Origin of the sequence: Metapseudomonas resinovorans (genome assembly GCF_002003485.1) — a bacterium.
Taxonomy (GTDB): Bacteria; Pseudomonadota; Gammaproteobacteria; order Pseudomonadales; family Pseudomonadaceae; genus Metapseudomonas; species Metapseudomonas resinovorans_D.
The window spans coordinates 16,404-29,430 of the sequence record NZ_BDMA01000046.1; the positions used below are offsets into that span (position 1 = coordinate 16,404).

At 62.5% G+C, this 13,027-nt stretch carries 13 protein-coding genes and 2 pseudogenes; 9 read left to right on the forward strand and 6 right to left on the reverse strand.

Annotated features, from left to right (window positions below; all coding sequences use genetic code 11):
- Positions 1-58 precede the first annotated feature (58 nt).
- The 5 genes and pseudogenes from MnOB_RS29595 to MnOB_RS12205 form a co-directional block, all read left to right on the forward strand.
- Positions 59-106, forward strand: a pseudogene (locus MnOB_RS29595) (hypothetical protein); the annotation flags it as partial.
- A gap of 20 nt (positions 107-126) precedes the next feature.
- A complete protein-coding gene (locus MnOB_RS29200; protein WP_234358240.1) occupies positions 127-288 on the forward strand; it encodes a hypothetical protein in 162 nt (53 codons plus the stop codon).
- 131 nt (positions 289-419) lie between these two features.
- Entirely contained in the window at positions 420-1,787 is a 1,368-nt protein-coding gene (locus tag MnOB_RS12200; protein WP_077524491.1) for an MFS transporter, read from the forward strand.
- A gap of 65 nt (positions 1,788-1,852) precedes the next feature.
- Entirely contained in the window at positions 1,853-1,999 is a 147-nt protein-coding gene (locus MnOB_RS28825) for a hypothetical protein (RefSeq protein ID WP_158713804.1), read from the forward strand.
- A 229-nt stretch (positions 2,000-2,228) separates the two neighbouring features.
- Entirely contained in the window at positions 2,229-3,032 is an 804-nt protein-coding gene (locus MnOB_RS12205; RefSeq protein WP_234358241.1) for an MBL fold metallo-hydrolase, read from the forward strand.
- Between the two features lie 42 nt (positions 3,033-3,074).
- Here MnOB_RS12205 and MnOB_RS12210 read toward each other — a convergent pair whose 3' ends face one another.
- Positions 3,075-3,959 carry a LysR substrate-binding domain-containing protein gene (locus MnOB_RS12210; protein ID WP_077524493.1) on the reverse strand — a complete coding sequence of 295 codons (885 nt, stop codon included), beginning with the start codon at positions 3,957-3,959 and terminating at the stop codon, positions 3,075-3,077.
- A 143-nt stretch (positions 3,960-4,102) separates the two neighbouring features.
- On the opposite strand from MnOB_RS12210, the gene MnOB_RS12215 reads away from it, so the two are divergent.
- From MnOB_RS12215 to MnOB_RS12225, 3 genes are all read left to right on the forward strand, one after another.
- Entirely contained in the window at positions 4,103-4,366 is a 264-nt protein-coding gene (locus tag MnOB_RS12215; RefSeq protein WP_199824530.1) for a molybdopterin-dependent oxidoreductase family protein, read from the forward strand.
- Between the two features lie 381 nt (positions 4,367-4,747).
- Positions 4,748-5,035 carry a metal-sensing transcriptional repressor gene (locus MnOB_RS12220; protein ID WP_077524494.1) on the forward strand — a complete coding sequence of 96 codons (288 nt, stop codon included), beginning with the start codon at positions 4,748-4,750 and terminating at the stop codon, positions 5,033-5,035.
- Between the two features lie 6 nt (positions 5,036-5,041).
- Positions 5,042-6,166: a nickel/cobalt efflux protein RcnA gene (locus MnOB_RS12225; RefSeq protein WP_077524495.1), complete on the forward strand. Its 1,125-nt coding sequence runs from the start codon at positions 5,042-5,044 to the stop codon at positions 6,164-6,166.
- A 70-nt stretch (positions 6,167-6,236) separates the two neighbouring features.
- On the opposite strand, the gene MnOB_RS12230 is transcribed toward MnOB_RS12225, so the two are convergent.
- The 5 genes and pseudogenes from MnOB_RS12230 to MnOB_RS12250 all read right to left on the reverse strand — a co-directional run bounded on the left by MnOB_RS12230 (position 6,237) and on the right by MnOB_RS12250 (position 10,459).
- Complete coding sequence (locus tag MnOB_RS12230) at positions 6,237-6,557, reverse strand: rhodanese-like domain-containing protein (protein WP_077524496.1); 321 nt, start codon at positions 6,555-6,557, stop codon at positions 6,237-6,239.
- 10 nt (positions 6,558-6,567) lie between these two features.
- Complete coding sequence (chrA, locus tag MnOB_RS12235) at positions 6,568-7,932, reverse strand: chromate efflux transporter (protein WP_077524497.1); 1,365 nt, start codon at positions 7,930-7,932, stop codon at positions 6,568-6,570.
- Positions 7,925-8,869 carry a chromate resistance protein ChrB domain-containing protein gene (locus MnOB_RS12240; protein ID WP_077524498.1) on the reverse strand — a complete coding sequence of 315 codons (945 nt, stop codon included), beginning with the start codon at positions 8,867-8,869 and terminating at the stop codon, positions 7,925-7,927. The genes chrA and MnOB_RS12240 overlap by 8 nt, the downstream gene beginning before the upstream one ends.
- Before the next feature lie 212 nt (positions 8,870-9,081).
- Positions 9,082-9,291, reverse strand: a pseudogene (locus MnOB_RS12245) (D-aminoacylase); the annotation flags it as partial.
- 127 nt (positions 9,292-9,418) lie between these two features.
- Positions 9,419-10,459 (reverse strand): sensor domain-containing diguanylate cyclase, encoded by a 1,041-nt coding sequence (locus MnOB_RS12250; RefSeq protein ID WP_077524499.1) that lies wholly within the window; start codon positions 10,457-10,459, stop codon positions 9,419-9,421.
- Between the two features lie 889 nt (positions 10,460-11,348).
- Between MnOB_RS12250 and MnOB_RS12255 the strand changes: the two genes are divergently transcribed.
- Positions 11,349-13,016 carry a multicopper oxidase family protein gene (locus tag MnOB_RS12255; RefSeq protein WP_234358244.1) on the forward strand — a complete coding sequence of 556 codons (1,668 nt, stop codon included), beginning with the start codon at positions 11,349-11,351 and terminating at the stop codon, positions 13,014-13,016.
- Positions 13,017-13,027: the final 11 nt, after the last annotated feature.

Sequence of the window (13,027 nt, forward strand, 5' to 3'; positions counted from 1 at the left end):
CCGAGGACTGAGCTCGCTGCGCCACGTGCCGCTCTACGAGGAGGGGCTGAACGTGGTGGTGTCGGCCCAGCATCCGCTAGCCCGGCACCGCAGGCTGGTGTCGCTGGCCGAGCTCCATGATCTGGAGTGGATCGTCCCCACACGCGATTCGGCCACTACCGCGCGGTGCCCAAGTTCTTTCGCGAACAACAGCTGGCCGTGCCCGAGCATGTGATCGAGTCGGTGTCCATCCTCACCAATCTTGAGCTGATCGTGCAGTGCGTGCGCGAAGCATCCGCCCAGGAATGACAACACGGTGTTTGTATTCCTGCGGTTTATAACAGCGCGCCTCGAATTCATTATCCAGGTCGGCGCCCCGCTGAATACAGTCTCCTCATCGGACCGCCTTGCGCAGCGCGCGGGAATCCAAGGAGACAGACATGCGACAGATCGACCTGCAGAGCGCCTCGGACGAGGCGCCGTTCACCCGCCTTCACTGGATCGTGCTGATCTGGTGCGCACTGGCCATCGTGTTCGATGGCTACGACCTTGCCGTGGTGGGCATTGCCCTGCCGTCGATCATGAAGGACATGGGGGTCGATGCCACGCAGGCCGGCTTCATGGCCAGCTCCGCCCTGTTCGGCATGATGTTTGGCAACGTCATGTTCGGCGGCCTGTCGGATCGCTACGGCCGCCGGCTGGTGATGTGCCTGTGTATCGCGATCTTCAGCCTGTTCACGGCGCTGGCGGGGCTGATGCGAGATCCCCTCTCGTTCAGCATGATGCGTTTCATTGCGGGCCTGGGCATCGGCGGCGTGATGCCGAACGTGATCGCGCAGATGACCGACTATTCGCCTCTGCGCATGCGCAGCACGCTGATCACGCTCACGTTCAGCGGCTACTCGGTGGGGGGCATGCTGGCGGCCATCCTCGGCAAGGGGCTGATTGAAACCTACGGCTGGCAGACGGTGTTCCTTGCGGCTGCCGCACCCGTCGTGCTGCTTCCGCTGATCTGGTTGCAGATGCCCGAGTCGCTGGGCTTCATGCTGCGCAAGGGGCAGACCGAACAGCTCAAGCGCGTGCTCACCCGCATGAGCCCCGGCTATGTGCCCCGGGCCGACGACCGGTTCGTGCTGTCGGGTGCGGCGGCAGGGTCCGCGGGAGCCGTGGAGGAGGGTGCTGGCCGGCAGTCGGCCTTCGGCGAGCTGTTCTTGCAGGGGCGAGCCTTCAGCACGCTGATGTTCTGGCTGACCTGCTTCATGGCGCTGTTCATGGTGTATGCGCTCAACTCGTGGCTGACCAAGCTCATGGCGCAGGCGGGCTACAGCCTGGGCTCGGCGCTCACCTTCGTGCTGGTGCTCAATGTGGGCGCCACCGTGGGCGCCGTGTGCGCGGGCTGGGTGGCCGACCGCATGCACATCAAGCTGGTGACCTTCCTGATGTTTGTGATGGCCGCGGTGGCGATCACGCTGATGGGCCACAGGCTGCCCACGCCCGCGCTGTTCCTGGTGGTGGCGATCGCGGGTGCCTGCACGATCGGAACGCAGACCATGACATGCGCCTACTGCAGCCAGTTCTATCCCATGACGGCGCGCTCGACGGGCGTCGGCATGATGCTCGGAGTGGGCCGGGTCGGTGCGATCCTGGCACCCATCGTGATCGGCATGATCGTGAACATGGACCTGCCGCTTGCCAGCAACTTCACGGCGATCGCGATCCCGGCCATCGTGGCGGCCTGCAGCATCCTGCTGGTGCAGCACGGCCGGTCCGACCTGGTGCGCAGCCGCATGGGCACTGCCGTGGGTTGAAGCCCCACAGTCCCCGTCCTGCCTGGGCTGCAAGGCATCTGACCGTTTTCGTGGAGAGCAGCGACATGACACAAGCCCCGCGCTTTGGCCTGCCCAGGAGCCTGGCATCGCTACGCAACTACGCGGACGGCCAGTTCGTCGAGACCGGCAAGACCTTCGACAACGTCTGTAGGAGCAAGCGAGCGTTTTCCCTGCACGTTCTCGACACTTAAGGCCAACTAAACGGCCGCACTTCAAATCAAATCCATTGTCGACGAGCCGTTGGCCCCTTGAGATATGCGGGCAGTTCAGTGCTGCACAAGGTTCTCCGCATTCAATAACAAGAGGTCTGCGCTCATGATGAAAATCGCCAGCTCCCTGGCTTTGGCAACATTCGCCCTGATGGGATTCACATTCGCGGCGGACGCCGCTGAAGAGGCTGGCCGAGGGGAGGGCAGCTTCGTGTTGACCAAGATTTCCGACCATCTCTACGCCATTGGCGAGCCGAACTATTACCAGAAGAACTATTCCTACCTCCTGGTGGGTTCGGACAGGGCCCTGATGTTCGACGCTGGCGCCAATCAGAAGGAAGACATTACCCAGCTCGTGCGGACGGTCACCGACAAGCCGCTTTCGGTATTGCCCTCGCACCTGCATTTCGATCACCTGGGTGGCCTGCACAACTTTGACAGCATCTACCTGCCGGATCTGCCGTTCATTCGAAAATTCAAAGAGGGAGATGGGCTCTACCATGTGCCGGAACCGATCCATCTCGGCAACATCGACCACCTCACCTTGCCGCCCTTCAAGGTCTCCCGCCTGGTCAAACCCGGCGAGGAGATCGACCTGGGTGGCTACAAGGTGAAGCTGGTGAGCACGCCGGGGCACACCCAGGATGAAGTGGCGATCTATGACGAGGCGAACAACATCCTCCTGGCCGGCGACCATCTCTATCCATCCTGGCTGCTGGCCGGGAACCTCGGCGACTACATCGCTTCCCTGTCGGCAACCCTGGCACTGATCGACAAGGACACTCGCATCTACGGCGCCCACGCGGACGAAGACCCAAACCGGGTACCCACCATGGCGTACGAAGACGTGCTCAAGATCCGCGAGAAGATGTTGGCGATCCAGGCTGGCCAGGCCCAGGGGGAGAAGTTCACCGACCCCGAGCTGGTCCGGGATTCGCAGCTCTACAAGGTGGTGAAGGACATCAGCATCCTCACCGACATCCAGTTCACCGATGGGCGCCGCTACGGCTATTGAGCCCGCCGAGGCCGGAACCAGCAGGCTCCGGCCATTGGATTTTCACTGGGTCGTCGACATCAGCCAGTCGATGAAGGCCATGACCTCGGGGCGTTCCCGTTTGCCCTCGGTGCATACGCAGTAATAGTTGTGAACGGCCGGGACCGAGAGTGACAGGGGCTGCACCAGGCGGCCTTCGTCCAGGTCCCGGGCCGACACGATCTCGTCGCTGAGGGCGACGCCGAAACCGTCCCTCGCCGCCTGCAGCACCATGCCGAAGTCTTCGAAATAAACGTCCGAAGCCACCGTCCCTGAGTATCCCGCCTCGGCCAGCCAATGCTGCCACTGGGCACCATTGTCTTCGTGCAGCAGCCGGTGTCGCGCGAGGTCCTCGGCGTTGCGGATGGCAAGGGAACCACGGAGGAACTGCGGGCTGCAGACGGGGATCATGCGAATGCCGTGCAGCAGCCGCCACCAGAAGCCCGGCCAGGGCGGCGTGCCGTAGATCACCGCCACATCGGCCTTGCGCCAGTCCACCTGGTTGAATTGGGTCGCCTTGATCACCTTCAGTTTGACGGCGCGGCTTTCCTCCATGAAGCGGAACAGCGGCGTGGCCAGCCAGGTGACGCCCTCAACGGGCGGGAGGGAAAGCGTCAGCTCAATTTCCTCGGGTGCCTGTTTCGCGCTGCTTTGCACCGCCTGCACGGCCTCGTGGATCTCGCCGAGAGCCCCGGCCACGCGCTGCTGCAATGCACGCCCGGTGTCGGTGAGCACCAGGTGCCGACCGCGCTTCTCGAACAACTCCACGCCCAGGCTGCCCTGCAACGCCTTGATCTGCTGGCTCACCGCCCCGGTGGTGACGTGCAGCTCGACCGCTGCAGCCGCCATGTTGCCCAGGCGGGCGACAGACTCGAAAACCCTGATGCTGTGAAGTGGAGGCAGTGCCATCGTTTCTCCGTGGTTTGCAGCCAAGGGGAGCCGCCCCCTGGCGACGGGTTATAGCAGGACCCGCTCCCGCAGGTCGCGCGAATGCTGTTCGCCGACGGACATCGCGAGCGTCGGCCAAGCTCGGCGGCTGGCAGAAGATGAACGTGGCGGATGCGCCCTTTGCCCACGGCGGTTTTCCCACGCCCTCCGGCAAATGCGAGTTCTATTCCTCACGTATGCAGGCCGCCAAGGCGCGGGTGAGCGACCGCGCGCGGCTGGGCGTGGTTGTCGGATTGTCGATCTGGTGGAAGAAGTTCGCCGAGGATGGCAAGAACGCCAACGAAGTCACCAGCCAGCGCGTCACCGACATGGGCAACGGCGCCACGTTCTATGACGTGCTGGTGCAGGTTGAGAAATGCGAATTTTGAGTTGGCAGGCGCCAACTCAAAGGCCGCATAGGAAGGGTTGAGCCAGTGAAACTCATCCATCCCGATCCGCATGGGTTTCGTGCCTCAACCCATCCTACGAACTGCTTCCGTATGTACAACCACGATATCGAAGAGTTCTTTTCGAAAGTTCCGGCGGGAACCAAGGTGCGGGTCGTCAACGAAGCAAGGGCGCCGAAAGCTTTATAGAGAGGCAGGGTAGGAGCGAGCTTGCTCGCGAACAGTCCGTGCACAGTCTTTCGCGAGCAAGCTCGTCAGGAGCAGCGCGACTACCACCTGCGTTCTGCCTGCGTTGCCTAGCATTGCTATGTCCTCCCAGGGGGATAGGGTGCAACGGCCACTCTCGCTGCACGGGGTCTTACGATGAGCAAGCACGAATACGGTCATCAGCACCAAAGTCATCGCGAAATCGTCAAAAGGTTGAAGCGGGCAGAAGGCCATCTGCGCAGCATCGTCACCATGATCGAGGACGGCCGCGCCTGCGTGGATATCGCTCAGCAATTGCATGCGGTCGAGAAGGCCGTCTGCCAGGCCAAGCGCACGCTGATCCAGGACCATATCGACCATTGCCTGGAACACACCGTGGGGGCGCTCACCAGTGGCGAACGTGCTCCGCTGGAAGAATTCAAACAGATCACCAAGTACCTCTGACCTGCCATGTCCAGCTTCGCCGAAATACTGCAACAGGGGCCGGCCCACGCCTGGCTCTATTTCCCGAGCGCCATCCTCCTGGGGGCCCTGCATGGCCTGGAACCCGGCCATTCGAAGACGATGATGGCGGCCTTCATCGTGGCGGTACGTGGCACGGTGAAGCAGGCGATCCTGTTGGGGTTGGCCGCGACCGTTTCGCACACCGCCGTGGTCTGGCTGGTTGCCCTGGGCGGCATGTACCTGGGCCAGAATCTCGATGCCGAGACCACCGAGCCGTACTTCCAATTGGCATCTGCGGTGATCATCGTGGCCATTGCGCTGTGGATGCTATGGCGGACATGGCGTGGCGAACAGATGTGGCGCTTCGAGCAGGACGATGACCATCACCACGACCACCACCATGACGAAAGCCGGCGCATCGACACTGGCCATGGGCGAGTCGAACTGTCGATTTTCGAGAATGGGGTGCCGCCGCGCTGGCGATTGAATGTTCTCAGTGGTCAGGCCTGGGCGGCCGGCGAGGTGATCTTGCAGACAACCCGAGCGGATGGACGCATGCGGCGTTTTGCGTTCACGGATCGGGGCGGCTACCTGGAGTCCGAGGACGAGATTCCAGAGCCTCATGAGTTCAGCGTGCGGCTGAGCCTGGGCCATGGCAATCATTCCCACGACTACGATCTCGACTTCCGCGAGCATGGGCACGACCACAGCCATGCCGGGCCTGAAGGGCTGGAGCTGTCGCTGGAGGGCTACCAGGATGCCCACGAGCGCGCCCATGCCAACGATATCCGCAAGCGCTTCGCCAATCGGAGCGTGACGACGGGGCAGATCATTCTGTTCGGCCTCACGGGAGGACTGATCCCCTGTCCGGCTGCGATCACCGTGCTGCTGCTCTGCCTGCAAGTGAAGGAAGTCGCCCTCGGCGCCATGCTGGTGCTGTGCTTCAGCATTGGCCTGGCCCTGACTCTGGTCAGTGTGGGCGCAGCGGCGGCCATCGGCGCCCGGCAGGCCTCCAATCGCTGGCCCTGGCTGGGAGCCGTGGCGCGTCGCGCTCCCTACTTGTCCAGTCTGCTGATCATCGGTGTGGGCATCTATGTCGGCATCCATGGCTGGATGGGGTTGAGTGCTTGATCGGTGTGGGAGGTAACCGGCCACGATCATTGGGCGTTCACGGGGAGCCCACTTCATGGCGCGCCTTCGTCTAAAGGCTCCGAGTCGGCCGGCCGGTGTCACGCCAGCCGGAAAAGCCATCGATCAGGTAGCGCGCGTCGAGACCCATGGCTTCGAGGGTGGCGGCGATACCCTGGCTGATTTCGTGGCCATGGGCGCAATAGAGCACCACGGGCCTGTCCCGTGGCACCGAATCCTTCCAGGTAAACACCGACTCGGGATCGAGCCAGCGCGCATCAGGAATGGCCGCCGCGTCAGCTGCACGCGCAGCTTCGCGGCGCACATCCAGCAGCGTGAAGGTGCGTCCTGCCGCTTGCCACTCCATCAATTCACAACTCGTGATTCGGCTCATCGCACACCTCTCAGGTACGTAACAGATGCACCGCCAGCCCGACCAGGGCGCAGCCCAGCAGCACCTGGATGACGCCCCGCTTGTAGCGGAACAGGGCAATCGCCGCTGCCACGGCGATCAGCGCCGAGGGCCATTCGAAATGGCCGTCGAAGCCCTGCGGCCAGAGCACGTGGTAGCCGAAGAACAGCGCCAGGTTGAGGATCACCCCCACCACCGCAGCGGTGATGCCGGTGAGCGGGGCGGTGAACTTCAGCTCGCCATGGGTGGATTCCACCAGGGGGCCGCCAGCAAGAATGAACAGGAACGACGGCAGGAACGTGAACCAGGTGACCAGGGTGGCGGCCACGGCTCCGGCGAGGAAGGCCTGGTCGGCTCCGAACATGGGATGCACGTAGCCACCGACAAAACCCACGAAGGCGACGACCATGATCAGCGGACCGGGCGTGGTTTCGCCTAGGGCCAGGCCGTCGATCATTTGAGTCGGGGTCAGCCAGCCGTAGTGGCCCACCGCACCCTGATAGACATAGGGCAGCACCGCATAGGCGCCGCCGAAGGTGAGCAGGGCGGCCTTGGTGAAGAACCAGCTCATCTGGGTCAGGGTGCCCTGCCAGCCGAACAGCGCGGTGAGCACGCCCATCGGCAGCACCCAAATCAGGGCGCCAACGGCTGCCAGAAGCAACAGGCGTGACCAGCGAAAGCGCGCATGCTCGGGCGTCGACGTGTCGTCATCGATCAGCGCTGGGCCGTAGGTGGTCTTCGCCGCGCCATGGCCTCCACCGAGCGCGAACTTGTCCGGGGCGAGACGGCCACCGATGTAACCGATCAGGGCAGCGCCGAGCACGATCAGGGGGAAGGGGACATTCAGAGCGAAGATCGCCATGAAAGAGGCGGCGGCGATACCCCACAACCAATTGTTCTTCAGGGCGCGCGAGCCGATGCGATGGGCGGCTTGGACCACGATGGCAGTGACTGCCGGCTTGATGCCGTAGAACAATCCGGCCACCACCGGCACCTCGCCAAAGGCGATGTAGACCCAGGACAGCGCGATCAGGATGAACAGCGACGGCAATACGAACAGCGCGCCGGCGATGACACCTCCCCAGGTGCGGTGCATCAGCCAGCCGATGTAGGTCGCGAGCTGCTGGGCTTCGGGTCCGGGCAGCAACATGCAGTAGTTCAGGGCGTGGAGGAAGCGCCGCTCGCTGATCCAGCGCCGACGCTCCACCAGTTCCTGATGCATGATCGAAATCTGCCCGGCAGGCCCGCCGAAGCTGATGAAGCCAAGCTTCACCCAGAACAGGAAGGCCTCGAACAGGCCCACGGGGCGGGTGCCGGGTTGCGGTTGCTCGGCGGAACGCAGGGTGGTCTCACTCATTGTCTTTTCCTTCGTTCGCAAAAGCGGTCAGCAGGCCATCGAAGACGGCGCTGGCGGCGACCAGGAGCTGGTCATCATCGGCAATGCTTTCCCTCAGGCCCGCCAGAAGCCGCTCGATGCCCGCCGCCTCAGCTGGCTGAACACCGCCCACATCCAGGTAGTGCACCAGGGCGGCGACTTTTGCCAAGGACGGTGCGTTCAGCTCGAAGCTGGTTTGCAAGGTCTCGAAGGTGACGCGGTTACCCACGTGGCTGAAGGTGGCGCCGTCGAAATCGAAACCGAGCGCATCCACTGGGCAATCATGGGGCGAGTCCAGCCAGAGGATGCGCGCGTCGTGATCAATGAAGCGACGGATCAACCATGCACTGGCCAGGCGGTCGACCCATGGGCGCTTGCGGGTCGCCCAGCTACGGCCCTGGTAGTCCCGAAGGCTACGCAAGGGGATCGGCTGGTCGAGGCTGCAGGGTTCGTCTTCTGACAGGGCGCGACTGACGGCGGTTTCCAGGTCTTGCAGAGCCGCGTCCGCATGCTGGCGGGCCGGGCCCGGGAAGAAATCGATGTTTTCAAGCTGGACGAAGGCCTTGCGCAGCTTGCGGATCTGCCTGGTGGCGCTCAGGGCGTTCTCGGACGCCAGTTGGCTGTGGCAGGCATCGATCTCGGCGCGCAGGCTCGTGTAGTCCTCGCTGCGATCGAATAGCGGAATGAAGCGTTCGCCCTGCATGTCCTGGATGGGGAGCAGGTAGGCGGTGCCATTCATGGAAAGGATGTCTCGCTCTATGGCGGCGAGCGTTGCGCGGCAGATGTCGCTGTCGGGGAGCAGGTACACCCCGTCTCGCAGCACGGCTGCTCCAGAGCCCTTCAGCGCGCGCCAGGCACGCATGCGTGCAGTGGCATTGGCAGTGGGGAGGGTAAGCACGAGACAAAGCCAACTGTTCATGTAGCGTATCTAACAAAATATGTAATTAGTCCTACATTACTCCTGATCGGGACGGAGTGAAAGCCGGGCAATCGCGTGCCAGAATGCACGCCCATTTCGCCGCCGGATGAAGAGGCCGGCGCGGTGACCGATGCTCTCGCCTCGTTACAGGTTGAGCACTCTGTTCACCCGTACCGCTGATTCCGGTGGATGGCAGCGTCGGGGTTTCGAAGGTGGCGCAGCACGCGGGGGAAGGTTCCCCACAGCCGCCGGTGCGGACGCGGATCGTTGGGTGGGCCGTCGGAGCCGAGCATGCTTTTTGGATGGGCGAGCACGCGGCGCACGTCGACCTCATCCATTTCGTAGTAGATGGCGCCTCCCGGTTCCAGGCGGCGGGCGGCTTCCACCTGGAGTAGCTTCCAGATACCGGCGATTCCCACCAGAGAGGTGGGGTCGAGTAGGGCGTAGATGCTGCGCGGGGCAGGGCGGTTGATGCCCGACCCTGGCGTCGGATCGGGCAACGCACAGTTGTGCGTACTGATGAGGGGAGAGCGGATAAGCAATCCGCACTCAGTGGCGTGTGGCTTGACGCTTGCGCTGTTGTTTCACCTTGTACATCTCGCGGTCGGCCAGTTTGATGGCCTCGTCCGCAGTCATGCTGTCCGGCAGCACCGCCACGACACCCACGCTCGCGCCGGCATACTGGATATCGCCAAGGCCTTCGCCCAGGTCGTAGCGCCCAATCGTCCCTTTGGCCAGACGGTCCTGCAGCAGCTCGGCGCCATGTTGCATGTCCTGCGCCAGGTCCGCGCGTTCCGACGGGGTGCCCAGGGCGATCACGATGAACTCATCACCACCCGTGCGCCCGATGATGTCGCTTGCCCTGAGGACATGCTGCAGCTGGGCTGCTATGCCGCGCAGAAACTGGTCGCCTGCCAGGTGGCCGTAGGTATCGTTGATGAGCTTGAACCCATCCAGATCGATCACTCCCACCAGCAAGTACTTGTTCTCCCGCTGGGCCAGGGCGAACAGGCGCGCGACATCGCTGAGGATGGCGCGCCGGTTGGACAGGCCGGTCAGCGGGTCTGTCAGGGCCAGCTTGGCCAGCTCGGCATTGGCGGTCTGGAGTCGCTCGACCAGCAGCTCACGCTCAAGGGAGTAGCTCAGCAACCCCGAAAGCAGCATCAGCAACGGTTCCACTTCCGGAGAGCGGGCCACCTGATCCGAGCTGGCGGCACAGACCGTGCCCAGCACCCGCCCATCCTGCGACCTGATCGGCGCGCTCACATAGGTCTTGATACCGAGGGCCGCGGCGGCCTCCGAGTCGCCCCAGCATTCGGCGACGTTGTCCGAGTACAGGCGGTTCTCGTCCAGCGCCCGCTTGCACAGGGTGTCGGCCCAGGGCACCACCAGCCCTTCAGGAATCACCATGTCACCCACGTTGCGTGCGAACTCGACACGCTGGACCCCCTCGTCGGTATCGATGGTCGTCAGGTAGGTCGACTCCATGCCGGTTACCTGGCTGAGCAGGGTCAGCAGGGGCCGAGTGAGTTCTTCCAGGGTCCGGGCTTTGGGAACGGTTTCGGAGAGAAGGGAAAGTATCTGGTCCATGTGCACAGTTCGGTGGCGAAGGGGCGCGTCGATTGTCAGCCAATCGGAGGCTTATTGAACAGGTACGGCCTTCACATACTGAATGCGACTGGCGACCAAGAGGCGTTCTCATTGCCAATGTTTGCTGACCGCAGCGCTATCCAGAACAAACTTCCGAATAGCATTAATGGCAACTGGGTAATAGCAATCTAATATCGCGACATTTGGCAAATGTAACTAAAATTTGCCCCACAACAAAAAGGGATGAAGTCTTGTTGTTGTGAGTTCGAAGGCAGGCGAGCAAAGCGTTTCAGGGGGCTCTTCAATCGGGAGTCTTATCGTGGAAAACGCATCGCCCCGCCGCGCGGAATTCGCATTCCCCTCGCATATGCATGTCTCGCCCCTCCTGCATGGCCCACCACCCGTTTGACCAGCAGCGCCACCCTCCCTGGCGCGGTCATCGTTGCCGTAACTGACCATCCTTGACCACTGAAAAGGCGACGTCCTTTCAGATGCGCTCAGGCGGTGGCACTCATCGGGTTAGCGTTCAAACAAGCTCCTGCGAGGAACTTGTAATTGCCACGCAACAAGAAGAGCAGCCGCCATGCTTAGATGGAAAAACAAATTGCCCGCGGCTCGCGGGGAAAAACTCATTCCAGCGAGTGGCTGGAAACCCAGGCCGCCTCACAGTTCCCTCGAGGACGGAGCACGCCGCACGTTCCTGAAATGGTCCACCAGTGCAATGGTCGCGCCGCTATTGCTGAGTGGCCGTGACAGCCCAGCCGCGCAAGGTTCTGGCAGCGGCTCGCAATCGTCGTCTTCAGGCCCAGGCAGTCAAGGTAGTGCCAGCAGCCCACCTACCAGGCCGTGGCTGAGTGTACTGCCGAGGAAGATCGTCCCGTTGAACAAGGTGGACGCCCTGTTCCCACTCTCCGAACTGGAGCCCAAGAGCGAAAACCCGGATCCGCAGCAACGAGAAGCCGGACGCCCTGCCCACCAGCATTTCGAGGTCCTGGAGCGATTGGATGGAACGGACCTCTATGAAATAAGCGCTCAGGCGATACCCTGGCAATTTCATCCCGACTATCCCCAGTCCAAGCAGATCATCTGGACGTACCAGAGCACCGCTCAATCAGCCGGGCCGACGCCGACGTTTCCCCTCACGATCCTCGCGCGCTACGGTCGGCCGATTATCTGCCGCTTCCACAGCCGGCTGGCCGCTTCGACGGATCGACTGGTCGCCCAGGGCTTCGTTCGTCCGAGGGTTGGCAGCCCGGAGATATCCACCCATTTGCACAATCTGCACGCGTCCTCCGGGTGTGACGGCTTCCCGTCCGATTTCTATAGCGCCGCGGACCTGCGCGATGCTTCGCAGATCACGCCTGGGGAGTTCAAGGATCACCTCTATCACAACGTCTACGCCGGCTACTTGGAAAACCTGGAAAATCCCGGCCCATTCACCGGCTACGCCGCCAATGGCCAGGTGATCGGTGACTATCGTGAGGGGCTGGGTACGCTGTGGTTTCACGATCACACCAAGGATTTCACCGCGCCGAACACCTACCTCGGACTGGCGGGCTTTTACCTGATATTCGATGAGTTCGACTCGGGGGACGAGCTTGATCCAAACCCGCGAGCCCTGCGTCTGCCCAGTGGCGCCTATGACTATCCACTGGCCTTTGGCGACAAGCGCTTCGACGCAAACGGCCTGCTGTTCTGGAATGAGCTCGGTCCGGAAGGCGTGCTGGGCGACAAGGTCACGGTCAACGGCAAGATCGAGCCCGTGTTGCCGGTGGACGCCCGCAAGTACCGTCTGCGCCTGCTCAATACGGGGCCCAGCCGCTTCTACGAGTTCTACCTGGTCGATGCCGCTGGCAAGGATCAGCGCTTCGACTACCTGGCCAGCGACGGCAATTTGCTGCCGCAGCCGTTGCGTGGCCAGACCAAGGTGCGCATCGCGGTGGCTGAGCGTGCCGACATTGTCGTCGACTTTTCCAAGTACCCGATCGGCACCGAGCTCTACCTGGTGAATCGCCTGCAGCAGGACAGCACGCGCCAGCCCAACGGCGTGCAAGGTCCGGGCACTCGGGTGCTGAAGATCGTCGTCGATCGTAATCCAGATAAACAGGACCTTAGCCAGGTACCCAACCAACTGCGGCCATTGCGGGAGCTGCCGACGCCGGCGGAACTCAACCGGCTACCCAAGCGGCGCTGGGAATTCGATCGCCAGAACGGCATGTGGACGATCAACAACAAACTGTTCGATGCAGAAGACGTGACCAGCAACATCATTCCGCTGGGTGCCACCGAAGTCTGGGAACTGTCGGGCAAGGGTGGCTGGGACCATCCCGTCCACATCCATCTGGAGGAGGGTCGAATTCTCAGCAAGAGCTCGGGGGCCGTGCCGCCTCACGAGCGAGGTCGCAAAGACGTCTTCGTGCTCGAGGGGAGCATGACCATCCGGTTGTTGGTGCGTTTTCGCGATTTCACCGGCAAGTACGTGATGCACTGTCACAACGTGATTCACGAGGACCACGAGATGATGGTGCGTTTGAATGTCGTGGATACATCCACTTGATCGGCAAGGGT